At 62.1% G+C, this 16,951-nt stretch carries 14 protein-coding genes and 2 pseudogenes; 11 read left to right on the top strand and 5 right to left on the bottom strand.

Features of this window, described 5'->3' with window-relative positions; translation table 11 throughout:
- The first annotated feature begins 70 nt into the window (after positions 1-70).
- The 6 genes and pseudogenes from MOP87_RS19370 to MOP87_RS19345 all read left to right on the top strand — a co-directional run.
- Positions 71-601 (top strand): DUF5943 domain-containing protein, encoded by a 531-nt coding sequence (locus MOP87_RS19370; protein WP_023532428.1) that lies wholly within the window; start codon positions 71-73, stop codon positions 599-601.
- Positions 602-616: 15 nt separating this feature from the next.
- Complete coding sequence (gene dgcA, locus MOP87_RS19365) at positions 617-2,677, top strand: dimethylglycine demethylation protein DgcA (protein ID WP_027913555.1); 2,061 nt, start codon at positions 617-619, stop codon at positions 2,675-2,677.
- 206 nt (positions 2,678-2,883) lie between these two features.
- Complete coding sequence (dgcB, locus tag MOP87_RS19360; protein WP_027913556.1) at positions 2,884-4,839, top strand: dimethylglycine demethylation protein DgcB; 1,956 nt, start codon at positions 2,884-2,886, stop codon at positions 4,837-4,839.
- Positions 4,839-6,071 carry an electron transfer flavoprotein subunit alpha/FixB family protein gene (locus MOP87_RS19355; protein ID WP_110606400.1) on the top strand — a complete coding sequence of 411 codons (1,233 nt, stop codon included), beginning with the start codon at positions 4,839-4,841 and terminating at the stop codon, positions 6,069-6,071. Before dgcB ends, MOP87_RS19355 begins: the two co-directional genes overlap by 1 nt.
- A 10-nt stretch (positions 6,072-6,081) precedes the next feature.
- Positions 6,082-6,852, top strand: coding sequence for an electron transfer flavoprotein subunit beta (locus MOP87_RS19350; RefSeq protein WP_027913558.1), 771 nt, complete (start codon positions 6,082-6,084; stop codon positions 6,850-6,852).
- A 319-nt stretch (positions 6,853-7,171) separates the two neighbouring features.
- Positions 7,172-7,360 (top strand): annotated as a pseudogene (locus MOP87_RS19345) (RHS repeat-associated core domain-containing protein); the annotation flags it as partial.
- A 540-nt stretch (positions 7,361-7,900) separates the two neighbouring features.
- On the opposite strand, the gene gbcA reads toward MOP87_RS19345, so the two are convergent.
- On the bottom strand, positions 7,901-9,193 hold the full coding sequence (gene gbcA, locus MOP87_RS19340) for a glycine-betaine demethylase subunit GbcA (RefSeq protein WP_028686661.1): 1,293 nt from the start codon (positions 9,191-9,193) through the stop codon (positions 7,901-7,903).
- A gap of 294 nt (positions 9,194-9,487) precedes the next feature.
- Between gbcA and gbcB the strand changes: the two genes are divergently transcribed.
- The 3 genes from gbcB to MOP87_RS19325 all read left to right on the top strand — a co-directional run bounded on the left by gbcB (position 9,488) and on the right by MOP87_RS19325 (position 11,320).
- Entirely contained in the window at positions 9,488-10,588 is a 1,101-nt protein-coding gene (gene gbcB / locus MOP87_RS19335; protein ID WP_028686660.1) for a glycine-betaine demethylase subunit GbcB, read from the top strand.
- Between the two features lie 202 nt (positions 10,589-10,790).
- Complete coding sequence (locus tag MOP87_RS19330; RefSeq protein ID WP_027913561.1) at positions 10,791-11,021, top strand: hypothetical protein; 231 nt, start codon at positions 10,791-10,793, stop codon at positions 11,019-11,021.
- Positions 11,018-11,320, top strand: coding sequence for a cell division protein ZapA (locus MOP87_RS19325; RefSeq protein ID WP_027913562.1), 303 nt, complete (start codon positions 11,018-11,020; stop codon positions 11,318-11,320). Before MOP87_RS19330 ends, MOP87_RS19325 begins: the two co-directional genes overlap by 4 nt.
- Positions 11,321-11,499: 179 nt before the next feature.
- On the opposite strand, the gene MOP87_RS19320 is transcribed toward MOP87_RS19325, so the two are convergent.
- From MOP87_RS19320 to MOP87_RS19305, 4 genes and pseudogenes are all read right to left on the bottom strand, one after another.
- Positions 11,500-11,835, bottom strand: coding sequence for a hypothetical protein (locus MOP87_RS19320; protein WP_027913563.1), 336 nt, complete (start codon positions 11,833-11,835; stop codon positions 11,500-11,502).
- An 87-nt stretch (positions 11,836-11,922) separates the two neighbouring features.
- Positions 11,923-12,048 (bottom strand): annotated as a pseudogene (locus tag MOP87_RS19315) (threonine aldolase); the annotation flags it as partial.
- 133 nt (positions 12,049-12,181) lie between these two features.
- On the bottom strand, positions 12,182-12,919 hold the full coding sequence (locus MOP87_RS19310) for a hypothetical protein (RefSeq protein ID WP_125921859.1): 738 nt from the start codon (positions 12,917-12,919) through the stop codon (positions 12,182-12,184).
- 85 nt (positions 12,920-13,004) lie between these two features.
- Positions 13,005-14,045, bottom strand: coding sequence for a low specificity L-threonine aldolase (locus tag MOP87_RS19305; RefSeq protein WP_028686658.1), 1,041 nt, complete (start codon positions 14,043-14,045; stop codon positions 13,005-13,007).
- Positions 14,046-14,428: 383 nt separating this feature from the next.
- Here MOP87_RS19305 and MOP87_RS19300 point away from each other — a divergent pair, with 383 nt between their 5' ends.
- Together MOP87_RS19300 and MOP87_RS19295 are read left to right on the top strand one after the other, a co-directional pair.
- Positions 14,429-15,682, top strand: a complete 1,254-nt coding sequence (locus tag MOP87_RS19300; RefSeq protein WP_023532571.1) for a serine hydroxymethyltransferase — start codon at positions 14,429-14,431, stop codon at positions 15,680-15,682.
- A gap of 15 nt (positions 15,683-15,697) precedes the next feature.
- Complete coding sequence (locus MOP87_RS19295) at positions 15,698-16,948, top strand: sarcosine oxidase subunit beta family protein (RefSeq protein WP_023532460.1); 1,251 nt, start codon at positions 15,698-15,700, stop codon at positions 16,946-16,948.
- Positions 16,949-16,951: the final 3 nt, after the last annotated feature.

The raw sequence follows: 16,951 nt of genomic DNA, 5'->3' as shown, positions 1-16,951 counted from the left end.
CTCAAGCTTCGAGCCCCTGCCAGCAACGCCGGGGCTACCCAATAAAAATTTTTTCTGGAGTTGAGTTTCCATGGCCAAGATCGCCCCGCAATTGCCAATCGAAGTCGACAGCGAGACCGGTGTCTGGACCAGCGACGCCTTGCCGATGCTGTACGTGCCACGCCATTTCTTCGTCAACAACCACATGGGCATCGAAGAAGTACTGGGCGCCGACAAGTACGCCGACATTCTCTACAAGGCGGGTTACAAGTCGGCGTGGCACTGGTGCGAGAAAGAAGCCGAGTGCCATGGCCTGGAAGGGGTCGCGGTCTTCGAGCACTACATGAAGCGCCTGAGCCAGCGTGGCTGGGGGCTGTTCGAGATCCAGGACATCGACCTGGACAAGGGCACGTGCAGCGTCAAGCTCAAGCACTCGGCCTTCGTCTACGTCTATGGCAAGTGCGGCCGCAAGGTCGACTACATGTTCACTGGCTGGTTCGCCGGTGCCATGGACCAGATTCTCGCTGCCCGCGGCAGCTCGATCCGCACCGTTGCCGAGCAGGTGTACGGTGGGTCGGAAGAAGGCCACGAAGATGGCCTGTTCGTAACGAAGCCGTTGTAAGCCGGAGATAGCGTCATGGCATTCGAAGCAATGTTCCAGCCGATCCAGATCGGCAAACTGACCGTCCGCAACCGCGTGCTCAGCACCGCGCACGCCGAGGTCTACGCCACTGACGGCGGCATGACGACCGACCGCTATGTGAAGTATTACGAAGAAAAGGCCAAGGGCGGCATCGGCCTGGCCATCTGCGGCGGCTCGTCCGTGGTGGCCATCGACAGCCCGCAGGAATGGTGGTCGTCGGTCAACCTGTCCACCGACCGTATCATTCCGCACTTCCAGAACCTGGCCGACGCCATGCACAAGCATGGCGCCAAGATCATGATTCAGATTACCCACATGGGGCGTCGCTCGCGCTGGGATGGTTTCAACTGGCCGACCCTGATGTCGCCCTCGGGCATCCGCGAACCGGTGCACCGTGCCACCTGCAAGACCATCGAGGTGGAAGAGATCTGGCGTGTGATCGGCAACTACGCGCAGGCAGCCCGCCGCGCCAAGGAAGGTGGCCTCGATGGCGTCGAGCTGTCGGCGGTGCACCAGCACATGATCGACCAGTTCTGGAGCCCGCGCGTCAACAAGCGTACCGACGAGTGGGGCGGCAGCTTCGAAGGCCGCATGAAGTTCGGCCTGGAAGTGCTCAAGGCCGTGCGTGCCGAAGTGGGCGACGACTTCTGCGTGGGCATGCGGATCTGCGGCGACGAGTTCCACCCCGATGGCCTCAGCCACGAAGACATGAAGCAGATCGCTGCCTATTACGATGGCACCGGCATGCTCGACTTCATCGGGGTAGTGGGCTCGGGTTGCGATACCCACAACACCCTGGCCAACGTCATCCCGAACATGAGCTACCCGCCAGAGCCGTTCCTGCACCTGGCAGCGGGCATCAAGGAAGTGGTCAAGGTCCCGGTCCTGCACGCGCAGAACATCAAGGACCCGAACCAGGCCACCCGGATTCTCGAAGGTGGTTATGTGGACATGGTCGGCATGACCCGTGCACACATGGCCGACCCCCACCTGATCGCCAAGATCAAGATGGGCCAGATCGACCAGATCAAGCAGTGCGTCGGCGCCAACTACTGCATCGACCGCCAGTACCAAGGCCTGGACGTGCTGTGCATCCAGAACGCCGCGACCTCGCGTGAGTACATGGGTGTGCCGCACATCATCGAGAAGACCACCGGCGCCAAGCGCAAGGTCGTCATCGTCGGTGCCGGCCCTGCAGGCATGGAGGCGGCGCGCGTGGCCGCCGAGCGTGGCCACGATGTGACCCTGTTCGAAAAACGCGACCAGATCGGCGGTCAGATCACCATCGCGGCCAAGGCGCCGCAACGTGACCAGATTGCTGGTATTACCCGCTGGTACCAATTGGAGTTGGCCCGCCTGAAGGTGGACCTGCGCCTGGGGACCGCGGCCGATGTAGACACCATTCAGGATCTGCGCCCGGACATCATCGTGCTGGCTGTGGGCGGGCATTCGTTCCTGGAGCAGAACGAACACTGGGGTGCGGCCGAAGGGCTGGTGGTCAGCAGCTGGGACGTGCTCGATGGCAAGGTCGCGCCGGGCAAGAACGTGCTGGTGTACGACACCATCTGCGAGTTCACCGGCATGTCGGTGGCCGACTTCATCGCCGACAAGGGTAGCCAGGTCGAAATCGTCACCGACGACATCAAGCCGGGTGTCGCCATGGGCGGCACCACCTTCCCGACCTACTACCGCAGCATGTACCCCAAGGAAGTGATCATGACCGGGGACATGATGCTGGAGAAAGTCTACCGCGAGGGCGACAAGCTGGTCGCTGTGTTGGAGAACGAGTACACCGGCGCCAAGGAAGAGCGGGTGGTCGATCAGGTGGTGGTGGAGAACGGTGTGCGTCCGGACGAGCAGCTGTACTACGCCCTCAAGGACGGTTCGCGCAACAAGGGCCAGATCGACGTGGAGGCGCTGTTCGCCATCAAGCCACAGCCGATCTTGAGCCAGCCAGGCGAAGGCTACCTGCTGTACCGCATCGGCGACTGTGTGGCCCAGCGTAACGTGCATGCGGCGATCTACGATGCCTTGCGTCTGTGCAAGGACTTCTGATCGCACCGCCTTTCTGAAAGCGGGACTGGCCCCCCTGTAGGAGCGGCCTTGTGCCACGAAAGGGTCGCGAAGCGGCCCCAGCATTTGATCAGTACCACGGATGCTGGGGCCGCTTCATAGCCCTTTCGCAGCACCAGGCCGCTCCCGCAGGGGCCCGCGCTGGCCTTCGGGGTGGCGCAAGAATCTAGCTGTTGTGGGAGCTTCCCATGTTGAACACCCTTCTACCCATCCTGCTGTTCGCCGCGCTCGGGCTTGCCGTGCTCGGTGCGCTGCGCCGTGTGAACATGTGGCGCCGAGGCCGACCCTCCAAGGTGGACCTGATCGGCGGTCTGCTGGCCATGCCGCGCCGCTACCTGGTGGACCTGCACCACGTGGTCGAGCGCGACAAGTACATGTCCAATACCCACGTGGCCACCGCTGGCGGCTTCGTGCTGTCGGCGCTGCTGGCGATCCTGGTGCATGGTTTCGGCCTGCAGAGCAAGATCCTGGGCTACGCCTTGCTGCTGGCCACGGTGATCATGTTCACCGGCGCCATCTTCGTCTTCAAGCGCCGCCTGAACCCGCCTTCGCGCCTGTCCAAGGGCCCTTGGATGCGCCTGCCCAAGAGCCTGCTGGTATTTGCTGCCAGCTTCTTCATCGCCACCTTGCCCGTGGCCGGTATTCTGCCGGCCAACACGGGCGGCTGGGTGATGGTCGGGATTCTGGGCCTGGGCGTGCTGTGGGGCGTGTCGGAGCTTTTCTTCGGCATGACCTGGGGCGGGCCCATGAAGCACGCCTTCGCCGGTGCCCTGCACCTGGCCTGGCACCGGCGCGCCGAGCGTTTCGGTGGCGGGCGCTCCACTGGCCTCAAGCCGCTGGACCTGGAAGACCCCCGTGCGCCGCTTGGCGTTGAAAAGCCAGTGGACTTCACCTGGAACCAACTGCTGGGCTTTGACGCCTGCGTGCAGTGCGGCAAGTGCGAGGCCATGTGCCCGGCCTTTGCCGCCGGGCAGCCGTTGAACCCGAAAAAACTCATTCAGGACATGGTCATCGGCCTGGCGGGCGGCACCGATGCCAAGTTCGCTGGCAGCCCCTATCCTGGCAAGCCGTTGGGTGAGCACGGCGGCCACCCCCACCAGCCTATCGTCAATGGGCTGGTCGATGCCGAGACACTGTGGTCCTGCACCACCTGCCGGGCGTGTGTGGAAGAGTGCCCGATGATGATCGAGCATGTCGATGCCATCGTCGACATGCGCCGTCACCTGACGCTTGAAAAAGGCGCCACCCCGAACAAGGGCGCCGAGGTGCTGGACAACCTGATCGCCACCGACAACCCGGGCGGTTTCGCCCCGGGCGGGCGCATGAACTGGGCGGCTGACCTCAACCTCAAACTGCTGGCGGACGTCAAACGTACCGACGTGCTGTTCTGGGTGGGTGATGGCGCCTTCGACATGCGCAACCAGCGCACCCTGCGCGCGTTCGTCAAGGTGCTCAAGGCCTCTGGCGTCGATTTCGCCGTGCTTGGCCTGGAGGAGCGCGACAGTGGTGACGTGGCGCGCCGTCTGGGTGATGAAGCCACGTTCCAGCAATTGGCCAAGCGCAACATTCAGACCCTGGCCAAATACACGTTCCAACGCATCGTTACCTGCGACCCGCACAGCTTCCATGTGCTCAAGAATGAATACGGTGCGCTGGGTGGCAACTACCAGGTGCAGCACCACAGCACCTACATTGCCGAGCTGATCGGTGCCAACAAGCTCAACCTGGGGCAGCACAAGGGCGGCAGCGTCACCTACCACGACCCGTGCTACCTGGGCCGCTACAACGGCGAGTACGAGGCGCCTCGCGAGGTGCTTCGCGCATTGGGCATCGAAGTTCGCGAAATGGAGCGCTCGGGCTTTCGCTCACGCTGCTGTGGCGGTGGCGGCGGTGCGCCGATCACCGACATCCCGGGCAAACAGCGTATTCCCGACATGCGCATGGACGACATCCGCACCACCGAAGCCGAAGTGGTCGCCGTGGGCTGCCCGCAGTGCACGGCCATGCTCGAAGGGGTGGTAGAGCCACGGCCGCTGATCAAGGATTTGGCCGAACTGGTGGCCGATGTGCTGATCGAGGAAGAGGCCCAGCCAGCGGCTGCCAAACCTGCGAAATCCAAACGTGAACCTGCGGAGGTGCATTGATGAGCGACATCATCCGCCGCGACCCTCGCGCCGAGTGGATCGCCCGTAACCGTCTGCATCCGCTGCATGCGGCCATGCAGACGCAACAAACCAGCTGGATGGGGCCCAACGGCCTCATGCGCAAGAACCCCCATGCCAGTGCGGCTGGCTTCATCGGCCCCAACGGCCTCAAGCGTATCGACCGCTCGGGGGGCCAGCAGGGCACCAGCGGTGGCGCACGGCGTAGCGCTGCGGCCGAAGTGCAGTTGCCGCTGCACCAGGTGGCAGAGCCTGCGTTCTACATTGCCGTGGTACCGGACATGATCGGCGGGCGCCTGGGTAGCCACGACCGCGACCTGCTGGGCCTGGCCCATGGGTTGGCGGGCAGCGACGGCGCGGTACTGGCCATCGTGTTCGGCGAGCACAAGGAAACCAACTTTGCCGCCGCAGGCGTGGACCGCTTGCTGGTCATCGAAGGCGAGGCGTACCAAGGGTATGCACCGGAGCAGTTGGTGCAGGGCCTGCGCGCTGTCGATAACCAGTTCACCCCGCGTCACTGGCTGCTGCCAGACAGCCGTTCCGGCGGTGGCGAGCTCGGCCGACGCCTCGGTGCTGCGCTGGGCGAGCGCCCGGCAACGCGTGTCTGGCAGGTCAAGGACGGCCAGTGCATCGGCCGCGCCGGTGCGGGGCAGCAAGACATGCAACGCGTGCTGCCACGCCTGATCCTGGCTGCGGCCGAATGTGCAGAGCCTGTGAGCGAAACCCGTCACGAGGCCTTGCCGGTCGAGCTGTCCGGCAGTGTGGCGCGCAGTATCTCGCGCATCGAGGACCTGGGCTCGGTGGCCGTCGACCCGGCCAAGATCGCCATGGCCGAAGCCGAGTTCATTGTATCCGGTGGCAACGGTGTCAAGGACTGGGCCCTGTTTCACAAGGCGACCACCGCATTGGGCGCGACCCAAGGTGCATCGCGGGTGGCGGTGGACGATGGCCACATGCCGCGTGATCGCCAAGTCGGCGCTACGGGGACGTGGGTAACGGCTCGTGTATACATGGCGGTGGGTATCTCTGGCGCTATCCAGCACCTGCAGGGCATCGGTGCCTGCGACAAGGTGGTGGCGATCAACATGGACCCCGGTTGCGACATGATCAAACGCGCCGACCTGTCGGTGATTGGCGACAGCGCGGCGATTCTTCAGGCACTGATCGACGCTGTGGAGCAGTTCCGCAACGGCGCCCAGCGTGACGCGGCATAAGGGCACGAGCATGAGTACGAAAGTCATCAGCCTGGTTTCGATCGGTGCGCACCCAAGCTCCGGTCGCGCGCGGCGCGCCGAGCAGGACTCACGGGCGGTCGAGTTGGGTCTGCAACTGGCCGGCGAAGACCTGCAAGTCGTGCATGCAGGGGATCCCCGTGAGGAGGCTTTGCGCGGTTACCTGGGCATGGGCCTGGAACACCTTGATGTGCTCGAGCAACCCGCCGGCGCCGATGTGCTGGGGGTGCTGGGCGATTACCTGCGCGGTGCCGGTGCGCAACTGGTGCTTACCGGCAGCCAGGCCGAGACGGGGGAGGGGTCGGGCATGCTGCCGTTCCTGCTCGCTGAAAAACTGGGCTGGCCGCTGGTGGTGGGGCTGGCCGAGGTGGAATCCATCGAGAACGGTACTGCCCAAGTGTTGCAGGCGTTACCGCGCGGTCAGCGCCGGCGTTTGAAGGTACGCCTGCCCATGGTGGCGACGGTGGATAACGCCGCGCCCAAGCCGCGTCAAAGTGCCTTCGGACCAGCGCGCCGTGGTGTGCTGGCGGCGCAGGACGTACAGGTGGTGGACGATGAACTGCTGGGCGAAGAGGCCCTGCAACCGGCCCGCCCACGGCCCAAACGGCTGAAGGTTATCAAGGCCAAAAGCGGCGCCGACCGCATGAAGGCCGCCACGGCCAAGGCCAGCGGGGGCGGGGGCAAAGTGTTGAAGGACGTCACGCCGCAGGAAGGTGCCGAGGCCATTGTGAAACTATTGGTGGAGGAAGGCGTACTGCGCTGATGGGCATGCCTGGCGACTGAACCCGCCAGGCATCCCGCGCAGCGGCTGGCATCGGCTGTGCCGGTGATCGCGGGCAAGCCCGCTTCCACCGGGGAGCACAGCGGGTGACGCGCGCCGTGCAAGACCTGTCATTTTTGCCAGTACCCCAGCGCTGCATGCCCGTCTATCCTGCACGCATGCCACGCGAGTTCGGGGAATCATGCCGACCTTTCTCTACAGCGCCAACCGACGACATCCCGTATCAGACACCGGGCGCCAAGGTCATCGGGCTTATTCGCCCTATGGCACTGGGAACGAACTCTCGGAGCCAAGCCTTGCCTTTTGTGGAGAGTTGCGCGATCCGCTGACGTTCAGCTACCCGCTGGGGAATGGACACCGGCACTACAAGCCATCGCTCATGCGCTTCCATTCACCCGACATATTGAGCCCATTCGGTAACGGCGGCTTGAATGCCTATGCCTACTGCGTGGGTGATCCAGTCAACCACAGCGACCCTACTGGGCAAAAGCCAGAGGAATATGTGCTGCCAGTCCTGAGCATCTTCACCAACCTCATGGGCGTCTTTATCAGCGGCCTACGTTTCAGGTCTTTCCATAAACGGATCAATTCGGCTTCCCAAACTGCCGTGGAAGCTCTTCAACCGCTGATACCCAAGCCAAAGCGGGCTGATTGGGTGTTATCGAGTATCAGCGCCCTATCGGGTACGGCGGGGTTGACCATTGGGGTGACCAGAGCGGTCGACCCGGACAGCAAATGGCAAACCTGGGCGCTTGCAGCGCTGACGATAGTGTCGCTGGGCACCTCTACCTATGAAGCGTGGAGGCTGGCTCAAGCGAAACCGTGGCGACTAAACGTGCCCGAACTCGTTAACCTGCCGTTGGCCGAGCGATCAGTGAGTGCCCCTGACAGGGCTTCAGGGAGACGCAGGCACTCTGCAGACCCTGGCACCTCGGAAAGGATGCGGACTCAGGCTGCAACTATAAGATCTACTTAATGCCGGCTTGAAGAAAGGATAGCGACAGTTGCCGCTATCCCGGCTTCTAGCCAGTTACTGCGCCTGCACTTCCTTCAGATACGGCGCAGGCTCCGCCCCCAGGTTGTTCAGCAAGCGCCCGCTGTACCAGTCGATGAAGTTCACCACCCCAAACTCATACGTCTTGGAGTAAGGACCAGGCTGGTACGCCGTGGAGTTGATGCCACGTTGGTTCTCTTCGGCCAGGCGGCGGTCCTGGTCGTTGGTGGCGTCCCATACCTTGCGCATGTTTTCTGGGTTGTAGTCCACGCCTTCGACGGCATCCTTGTGCACCAGCCACTTGGTGGTGACCATCGTTTCCTGGGCACTGATCGGCCATACGGTGAACACGATCATGTGATCGCCCATGCAGTGGTTCCAGGAGTGCGGCAGGTGCAGGATGCGCATCGAGCCCAGGTCCGGGTTCTTGATGCGGCCCATCAACTTCTTGCAGGCCTGCTTGCCATCCATGGTCATCGAAACCGTGCCCTTGAGCAGCGGCATGCGTACGATACGGTTACGCAGGCCATGGCTCTTGTGCAGGTACGGGATCTTCTCGGCCTCCCAGGCGGCAGCAGAGGCGGCCACGTGGTCCTTGAATTCCTGGCTGGCGCGCGGGTCGTTGGTGTCGTCCCACTCCAGCAGGGTCTGCAACAGTTCCGGGTGCGAGCCATTGCAGTGGTAGCACTCGCGGTTGTTCTCCAGCACCAGCTTCCAGTTGGCCTTTTCCATCAAGGTGGTCTGCACCGCCACCTTGGCGTTTTCCATGTCGTACGGTTCCATGTAGTGGTCCAGGGTGGCCAGGAACTCGTCGATGGCTGGCGGGTTTTCCGCCAGGCTGATGAAGATGTAACCGCCAGCGACCTTCACGTTCACAGGCTTCAGGCCGTACTGGTTCATGTCGAAGTCAGCGCCCATCTCGGTGCCGGCGAACAGCAGGCGGCCGTCCAGCTCGTAGGTCCACTGGTGGTAAGGGCACACCAGCTTGGCCACCTTGCCTTTTTCGCTGACGCACAGGCGCGAGCCGCGGTGACGGCAGACGTTGTGAAACGCATGCACCTTGCCCTCGGTGCCGCGCACGACAATGATCGGGTTCTTGCCGATCTGCAGCGTGAGGTAATTGCCTTTCGCCGGGATCTCGCAGGTCATGCCAGCGATCAGCCACTCCTTGTGGAAAATCTCCTGCATGTCGATCTGGAACAGACGCTCGTCGGTGTAGAAAGGCTGGGGCAGCGAGTAGGTGCGCTCGCGGTTTTGCAGCATCTCGGCGGTCGCCTTGCGTGCAGGTTCAAGTGGATCGCCCAGGCTCAGGGTTGCGGTGACGTCCATCGTGTATTCCTCGGGGCCGTGCGCGGCCGGCAAAAGGTGGCTAATCGTTGTTGTGGTGCCGCAAGGCTGTTAACCATGAACAGCGTGTTGTTTTGCGGTGGAGTGTGCGTGCGAAGGCGGCGTGAACCGTATCCATGGGCGACATGGCCGATTTGAATTACGACGCCACAACCCTTGTCGTGCGGGGCTGGTCGCGATAAGTACGCCGATGTCGCTGGCAGGAATGTTCAAGGTCGCAAGCTTGAGCATCATCCGAGCCATAAAAAGGCCAACTGTCGGCTGCTGGAGATGAACATGTCCGAAACCTTCCTCAATCCGGTCACTACCCAGACCTGGGCCAACGGCCGCCACATCGTGCGCTGCGTCAAGGTCATCCAGGAGACCTGGGACGTGCGCACCTTCTGCTTCATGGCAGACCAGCCGATCATGTTCTTCTTCAAGCCTGGGCAATTCGTGACCCTGGAGCTGGAAATCGAAGGCAAGCCGGTCATGCGTTCCTACACCATATCCAGCTCGCCTTCGGTGCCCTACAGCTTCTCCATCACAGTCAAGCGCGTACCCGGCGGGCTGGTGTCCAACTTCCTGCATGACACCATGCACGAAGGTGCCGAGCTGCCGGTGCACGGACCTGTGGGGCTGTTCAACGCCATCGACTTCCCCGGCGCCAAGGTGCTGTACCTGTCTGGCGGCGTGGGCATCACACCGGTCATGTCGATGGCCCGCTGGTTCTATGACACCAACGCCAATGTCGACATGGTGTTCGTACACAGCGCCCGTTCACCCAAGGACATCATCTACCATCGCGAACTGGAGCAGATGGCGTCCCGCGTGCCCAATTTCGGCCTGCACATCATCTGCGAGAAGCATGGCCTGGGCGAACCCTGGGCGGGCTACCGTGGCTACCTGAACCAGCGGCTGATGGAGCTGATTGCGCCGGACTACATGGAACGCGTGGTGTTCTGCTGCGGCCCGACCCCCTATATGACGGCGGTCAAGCGCATGCTCGAAGCGGTCGGCTTCGACATGAGCAATTACCACGAGGAGTCGTTCGGGGCGACGCCAGCCGAAGCCAAGGCCGATGCAGTGGAACATGCCGAAGCGGCCGCCGATGCGCCGGAAGTGGACGCAGCCGACCTCAACCTGGTCGAGTTCATCGGCAGTGACAAAAGCATTCGCATCGCGCCGGGCGAAACCGTGCACGCAGCGGCGGCGAAAGTCGGGCTGATGATCCCTAAAGCCTGCGGCATGGGGATCTGCGGTACCTGCAAGGTGTTGAAGCTGGGCGGCGAAGTGGAGATGGAACACAACGGCGGCATCACCGAGGAAGACGAGGCCGAAGGCTACATCCTGTCATGTTGCAGCGTACCGAAAGGGGATGTGCGCATCGATTATTGAATCCAGGGCACAGCTTGGATCTGTCGGGGGCTGCGGTGCAGCCCCACGTCTTTGACTGACCGATGGTTGACTCAGGTCGGAACAAGAGGGGGGTTACCCTGTCAATGTGCGGGGCACAACCCTTGTAAATCCGATATTTAATGGCGATGGGCAACGGTTTTCTTTATCGTGTGCGCCCCTCGCAACAACCTGAGATAGACCCATGCTTGAAGCTTCCCTGAATCAACTCGAGCAACTGGTCAGCGACCTGATGCAAAAGAACGCTCAACTCACCGAGCAAAACAACGTCCTCGGCCAGCAACTGGCCCAGGCAAACGAAGAGAACGAAACCCTGCAGCTGTCGTTGATGGAGCAGGAAGAAAAGAACGGCGCCACCGCCGCCCGTATCCAGGCGTTGGTCGACCGTGCCAGCGCGGGTGTCGTCAACGCATGAGCCTGCAAGCGCAGCCGGTCAATGTCGTGTCGATCCTGGGCAACGACTATTCGATCAAGGCGCCCGAAGGCCAGGAAGAGACCTTGGCGCACGCGGTGCGTATGTTGAACACTGCCCTGGCCGAGACCAAGCGTTCGTATCCGACCCTGATCGGCGACAAGCTGCTGGTACTGGCAGCCTTGAACCTGTGCTCAAAGCAGGTCGAACTGCAGAAGGAACATCAGCGGACCCTTGCCCGGACCCAGGCACAGATCGACGCCACGGTGGATGCGATCGTTCGGACCATCGCCGAGCAGTGACAGGCCGTTGGCCAAGCTACGTGGGAGCGGCTAACCCCGCCCCCACGCTTCACGTTTTCTCCAGCCATTGAATGACTGAAGGTGTAGGTGGTCCTGCTTGCAAAGCAATGGCTTCACTGGCAACCACACCAAGCGCCCTGCTTTCGCTCAGTCCGGAGCAGGAGGCGGCATCTGGATTATCAAGTCTTAAGACTCAGCACGTCGAACAGGTCGTAATGAACTTCCTGGACAGTCCAACCCGAATCAGACTTGGTGTACTGTGTTTCCACACGTTTTTTTTCGTACACCTCGCCTGAACTCACCAGGCCTTCACGCACGGTGAAAAGTATATCGGGATCGAGTACTTCCACCCGCTCTGCGATGTCACTGTTATAGATGACGTGAACGGTAAGGTTCCCCGGGGTGTCGCGGGTCCACACCTTCTCCGTGACGACCTGGCCATTGATCCGGTCGCCAACCTTGATGCACTTGGCAACATCAGCTTCGCTGAGCACTGCCTGATTTTTTTCGTTCATCGCGTTTCTCCATGTCACAAGAGTGGTTACCCGGCCAGGTGTAAGCAGCCTATCGTCCTGTCCGGCAGAGAGAAACTGGCAGAAGTATCAGGTGCCAGCGATGGCCTGGATGTCTGCCGCCAGCTCACGCACACGTTCTTGCTCGGTGTCCCAGGAACACATGAGCCGCGCATCGCCGCTGCCGATGAAGGTGTAGAAGCGCCAGCCTTTGCCGGATGACGCGTTCACTTCACCAGCGGCCCACGGCCGCTGGTGCAGCAGTCACCTAGCGCCGCGTGCTCAATCGGGGTTTACAACGCCCTGCACTTTGCCCGGGCCCAGGAGCATCAACGGTTTCGAGTCGTCTCTAATGAGTTCCCCCTCCGATAAGCGACCAACGATCAGGCTCACGTAACCACTGCCCTTTGCCCAGGCCCAGGAGCATCAACGGTTTCGAGTCGTCTCTAATGAGTTCCCTCTCCGATAAGCGACCAACGATCAGGCTCACGTAACCACTGCCCTCAAACGCCATGAAATCGCCGGGTACACCGAGCGGGCCAGCACTGGTATCGACTGGGTATTCCAGGTGCCGGTCACCGCCAAGGTTCACGATGAACTTACGCGTGCCGTCTGCCAGGTGATACAGCGTCCTGTGATGAACCGTCTCCCACGTGCTTGGCAGCATGATCACCGTACCTTTGGGTGCGTACAGGGCCGCCTGGTGTTTCTCGCCGAGCACGAGAGCATCCGTGGGGCATGGCAACGTTTTAAGAGCAGTGGCTTTAGGGTTGTTGGTTACGAGCTTTTGCTCGATATGGTGGTAGCTACCATCGACAATGACTATATCGAGTGGGCCGCTCCAGTCTATGGCTTGCTGGCGGGTAACTTGCGCGGTGTAGAACTGGGTCGAGCCATCGTCGACGTTTTGCGCTTGCACACTAAGAACCGCAGTGTCCGATGCTTCATCCAATTCGATGTAGCGTACCCAGACGCGGTGATTCAAGGCAGGTTCCGGAAAAATGCTGCCGAAGCTAGCTTGCAACAGTTTTTCCGGATCCACTGGTACAGAGCTGTATGGGCGATCAGGTGCGTTCAGAGATTTCATGGCGGATACTCTTAGGACTAGAGGGCCCAAGGTACCCAGGCGGTGCACCACGCCCAACTGGCAAATCTGCTAGTCGCAGTCGATCTTAGGCTGCCACGATTCGGCGTATGGCCGATGCCAGGGCCTCGACCCGTGCCGCCTCGGTATCCCAGGAGCACATGAAGCGAGCGCCGCCATTGCCGATGAACGTGTAGAAGCGCCATCCTTCATCCCGCAACGCAGTCAGTGCAGGCTCGGGAAGTTGCAGAAACACGCCATTGGCCTCTACTGGGAACATCGCCTCGACGCCAGGCAGATCCTGCACCAGCGAGGCCAGCAGCTGCGCACAATGGTTGGCGTGCTGCGCATGCCGCAACCACGCGCCGTCTTCCAGCAAACCGACCCAAGGTGCCGACAGGAAGCGCATCTTCGAAGCCAATTGCCCAGCCTGCTTGCAGCGGTAATCGAAGTCTTCGGCCAGCTCGCGGTTGAAGAACAGAATCGCCTCGCCCACGGCCATGCCGTTCTTGGTGCCGCCAAAACACAGCACATCCACTCCCGCTTTCCAGGTCAGCTCGGCAGGCGAGCAGCCCAGGAAGGCACAGGCATTGGAAAAGCGTGCGCCATCCATGTGCAGGTGCAGGTTCAGCTCCCGGCAGGTCTCGCTGATCGCCTTGAGTTCGTCGGGACGGTAAACAGTGCCGACTTCAGTGGCCTGCGTGAGCGTGACCACCCGCGGTTTCGGGTAGTGGATGTCCAGCCGCTTGAGCGCCACTTCACGGATGCTGTCGGGCGTGAGCTTGCCGCCGACGCTGCGTGCCGTCAGCAGCTTGGACCCGTTGGAAAAGAACTCCGGCGCGCCGCACTCGTCGGTTTCGACATGCGCGGTCTCGGAGCAGATCACGCTGTGGTAACTCTGGCACAGCGAGGCCAGGGCCAGGGAGTTGGCGGCGGTGCCGTTAAAGGCGAAGAACACTTCGCAGTCGGTTTCGAACAAGGCCCGAAAGTATTCCGAGGCGCGCGAAGTCCATTGATCGTCGCCGTAGGCGCGGTCGTGGCCGTGGTTGGCTTTTTCCATCGCAGACCAGGCCTCCGGGCAGATGCCGGAATAGTTGTCGCTGGCGAATTGTTGGCTCTTATCTGTCATGACACTGTCCTGTGAACGACGCAGAACAGCACTCTAAACCATCGATTCAGCGGTTGACTATACAACCCGGATACCCGTGCGTTTTCAGGTCGTGTGTTCAAGGAATCCTCGACATTCGAATGTGGCCAACCTCGCCGAAGCGCCACACGGGTGAGCGTTGCCCTTTGAGCAGACGGGGGCTTGGCTCGGCTGGTTTTCAGGCCTGTGCCTCCCACCGGGCGCCGTACGTGTGGCCAGTGTGATCCGGACGCTGACCAATGTCGTAAACGCGCCATTGCAAGGCGTGCGCAGGCATCTGGCACACCCCGGCCAGCCCTACCATCGCCACAAAGGGTCAGAGTGAACCCTCCGAACAAAAAATGATCGCTGCCGGGAGATACAAGATGTTCAGCAAGCAAGACCAGATCCAGGGTTATGACGATGCACTGCTGGCGGCGATGAGTGCCGAAGAGCAGCGTCAGGAAGACCACATCGAGCTGATCGCCTCGGAGAACTATACGTCCAAGCGCGTGATGCAGGCCCAAGGCAGCGGCCTGACCAACAAATACGCCGAAGGCTACCCAGGCAAGCGTTACTACGGCGGCTGCGAGCACGTCGACAAGGTCGAAGCGCTGGCCATCGAGCGCGCCAAGCAGCTGTTCGGTGCCGACTATGCCAACGTTCAGCCGCACTCCGGCTCCTCGGCCAACAGCGCGGTGTACCTGGCGCTGCTGCAGCCTGGCGACACCATCCTGGGCATGAGCCTGGCCCATGGCGGCCACCTGACCCACGGCGCCAAGGTGTCGTCCTCGGGCAAGCTGTACAACGCCGTGCAGTACGGCATCGACACCGATACCGGCCTGATCGATTACGACGAAGTCGAGCGACTGGCGGTCGAGCACAAGCCTAGAATGATCGTCGCGGGCTTCTCGGCCTACTCCAAGACCCTGGACTTCCCGCGTTTCCGCGCCATCGCCGACAAGGTCGGGGCGCTGTTGTTCGTGGACATGGCCCACGTGGCCGGCTTGGTCGCTGCGGGCCTTTACCCGAATCCGATCCCGTTCGCGGATGTGGTGACCACCACCACCCACAAGACCCTGCGCGGCCCGCGTGGCGGCCTGATCCTGGCCAAATCGAACGAAGAGATCGAGAAGAAACTCAACGCTGCCGTCTTCCCGGGCGCCCAAGGCGGCCCGCTGATGCACGTGATCGCCGGCAAGGCGGTGTGCTTCAAGGAAGCGCTTGAGCCTGAGTTCAAGAGCTACCAGAAGCAGGTCATCGAAAACGCCCAGGCCATGGCCCAGGTGTTCATCGATCGCGGTTATGACGTGGTCTCCGGTGGCACCGACAACCACTTGTTCCTGGTCAGCCTGATTCGCCAGGGCCTGACGGGCAAAGATGCCGACGCTGCCCTGGGCCGCGCGCACATCACCGTCAACAAGAACGCCGTCCCCAACGACCCGCAATCGCCCTTCGTGACCTCGGGCCTGCGCATCGGCACCCCGGCGGTGACCACCCGCGGCTTCAAGGTCGCCCAATGTGTGGCCCTGGCCGGCTGGATCTGTGACGTGCTCGACAACCTCGGTGACGCTGACGTCGAAGCCGATGTGGCCAGCAATGTCGCGGCGCTGTGCGCAGATTTCCCTGTTTACCGCTGAGTGGAGTCCCACACCATGCAACGTTACTCGGGCTTCGGCCTTCTCAAGCACTCCCTCAGCCACCACGAGAACTGGCAGCGCATGTGGCGTACGCCGACACCGAAGAAGGTGTACGACGTGGTCATCGTCGGCGGTGGTGGCCACGGCCTGGCCACGGCCTACTACCTGGCCAAGGAACACGGCATCACCAATGTCGCGGTGATCGAAAAAGGTTACCTGGGCGGCGGCAACACCGCCCGTAACACCACCATCGTGCGCTCCAACTACCTGTGGGACGAGTCGGCCCACCTGTATGAGCACGCCATGAAGCTGTGGGAGGGCCTGTCCCAGGACCTCAACTACAACGTCATGTTCTCCCAGCGCGGCGTGTACAACCTGTGCCACACCCTGCAGGACATGCGTGACTCCGAACGCCGGGTCAGCGCCAACCGCCTCAATGGGGTCGATGGCGAACTGCTCAATACCGCCCAGGTCGCAGCCGAGATTCCGTACCTGGACTGCTCCAAGAACACCCGTTACCCGATCCTGGGTGCCACCGTGCAGCGCCGTGGCGGCGTCGCCCGCCACGACGCCGTGGCCTGGGGCTACGCCCGTGCCGCCGACGCCCTGGGCGTGGACTTGATCCAGCAGACCGAAGTGACGGGTTTCCGCAAGGAAAACGGCGCAGTCATCGGCGTGGAAACCAACAAGGGCTTCATCGGCGCCAAGCGCGTGGGCGTGGTCACGGCAGGTAACTCCGGTCATATGGCCAAGCTGGCCGGCTTCCGCCTGCCGCTCGAATCGCACCCATTGCAGGCACTGGTTTCCGAACCGATCAAGCCCATCATCGACAGCGTCATCATGTCCAACGCCGTGCACGGCTACATCAGCCAGTCGGACAAGGGCGACCTGGTGATCGGTGCGGGTATCGACAGCTGGGTCGGCTACGGCCAGCGTGGTTCGTACCCGGTGATCGAGCACACCTTGCAGGCCATCGTCGAGATGTTCCCCAACCTCTCGCGTGTGCGCATGAACCGCCAATGGGGCGGCATCGTCGACACCTCGCCGGACGCCTGCCCGATCATCACCAAGACCCCGGTCAAGAACATGTTCTTCAACTGCGGTTGGGGTACTGGCGGCTTCAAGGCGACCCCAGGTTCGGGCAACGTCTTCGCCGCGAGCCTGGCCAAGGGCGAGATGCACCCCCTGGCCGCGCCGTTCTCCATGGACCGCTTCTACAACGGCGCCCTGATCGACGAACACGGCGCTGCCGCCGTCGCCCACTAACCG

Origin of the sequence: Pseudomonas sp. I3-I5, assembly GCF_022699445.1 — a bacterium.
In the GTDB taxonomy this organism is placed as follows: domain Bacteria; phylum Pseudomonadota; class Gammaproteobacteria; order Pseudomonadales; family Pseudomonadaceae; genus Aquipseudomonas; species Aquipseudomonas fulva.
Note: the sequence above shows the minus strand (reverse complement) of the source record. Positions and strands in the feature narration are given on the sequence as shown.

Excerpts from the sequence above, each read along its gene's own strand:
- MOP87_RS19370 (WP_023532428.1), top strand. The coding sequence starts at position 71 with ATGGCCAAGATCGCCCCGCAATTGCCAATCGAAGTCGACAGCGAGACC.
- dgcA (WP_027913555.1), top strand. The coding sequence starts at position 617 with ATGGCATTCGAAGCAATGTTCCAGCCGATCCAGATCGGCAAACTGACC.
- dgcB (WP_027913556.1), top strand. The coding sequence starts at position 2,884 with ATGTTGAACACCCTTCTACCCATCCTGCTGTTCGCCGCGCTCGGGCTT.
- MOP87_RS19355 (WP_110606400.1), top strand. The coding sequence starts at position 4,839 with ATGAGCGACATCATCCGCCGCGACCCTCGCGCCGAGTGGATCGCCCGT.
- MOP87_RS19350 (WP_027913558.1), top strand. The coding sequence starts at position 6,082 with ATGAGTACGAAAGTCATCAGCCTGGTTTCGATCGGTGCGCACCCAAGC.
- gbcA (WP_028686661.1), bottom strand. The coding sequence starts at position 9,193 with ATGGACGTCACCGCAACCCTGAGCCTGGGCGATCCACTTGAACCTGCA.
- gbcB (WP_028686660.1), top strand. The coding sequence starts at position 9,488 with ATGTCCGAAACCTTCCTCAATCCGGTCACTACCCAGACCTGGGCCAAC.
- MOP87_RS19330 (WP_027913561.1), top strand. The coding sequence starts at position 10,791 with ATGCTTGAAGCTTCCCTGAATCAACTCGAGCAACTGGTCAGCGACCTG.
- MOP87_RS19325 (WP_027913562.1), top strand. The coding sequence starts at position 11,018 with ATGAGCCTGCAAGCGCAGCCGGTCAATGTCGTGTCGATCCTGGGCAAC.
- MOP87_RS19320 (WP_027913563.1), bottom strand. The coding sequence starts at position 11,835 with ATGAACGAAAAAAATCAGGCAGTGCTCAGCGAAGCTGATGTTGCCAAG.
- MOP87_RS19310 (WP_125921859.1), bottom strand. The coding sequence starts at position 12,919 with ATGAAATCTCTGAACGCACCTGATCGCCCATACAGCTCTGTACCAGTG.
- MOP87_RS19305 (WP_028686658.1), bottom strand. The coding sequence starts at position 14,045 with ATGACAGATAAGAGCCAACAATTCGCCAGCGACAACTATTCCGGCATC.
- MOP87_RS19300 (WP_023532571.1), top strand. The coding sequence starts at position 14,429 with ATGTTCAGCAAGCAAGACCAGATCCAGGGTTATGACGATGCACTGCTG.
- MOP87_RS19295 (WP_023532460.1), top strand. The coding sequence starts at position 15,698 with ATGCAACGTTACTCGGGCTTCGGCCTTCTCAAGCACTCCCTCAGCCAC.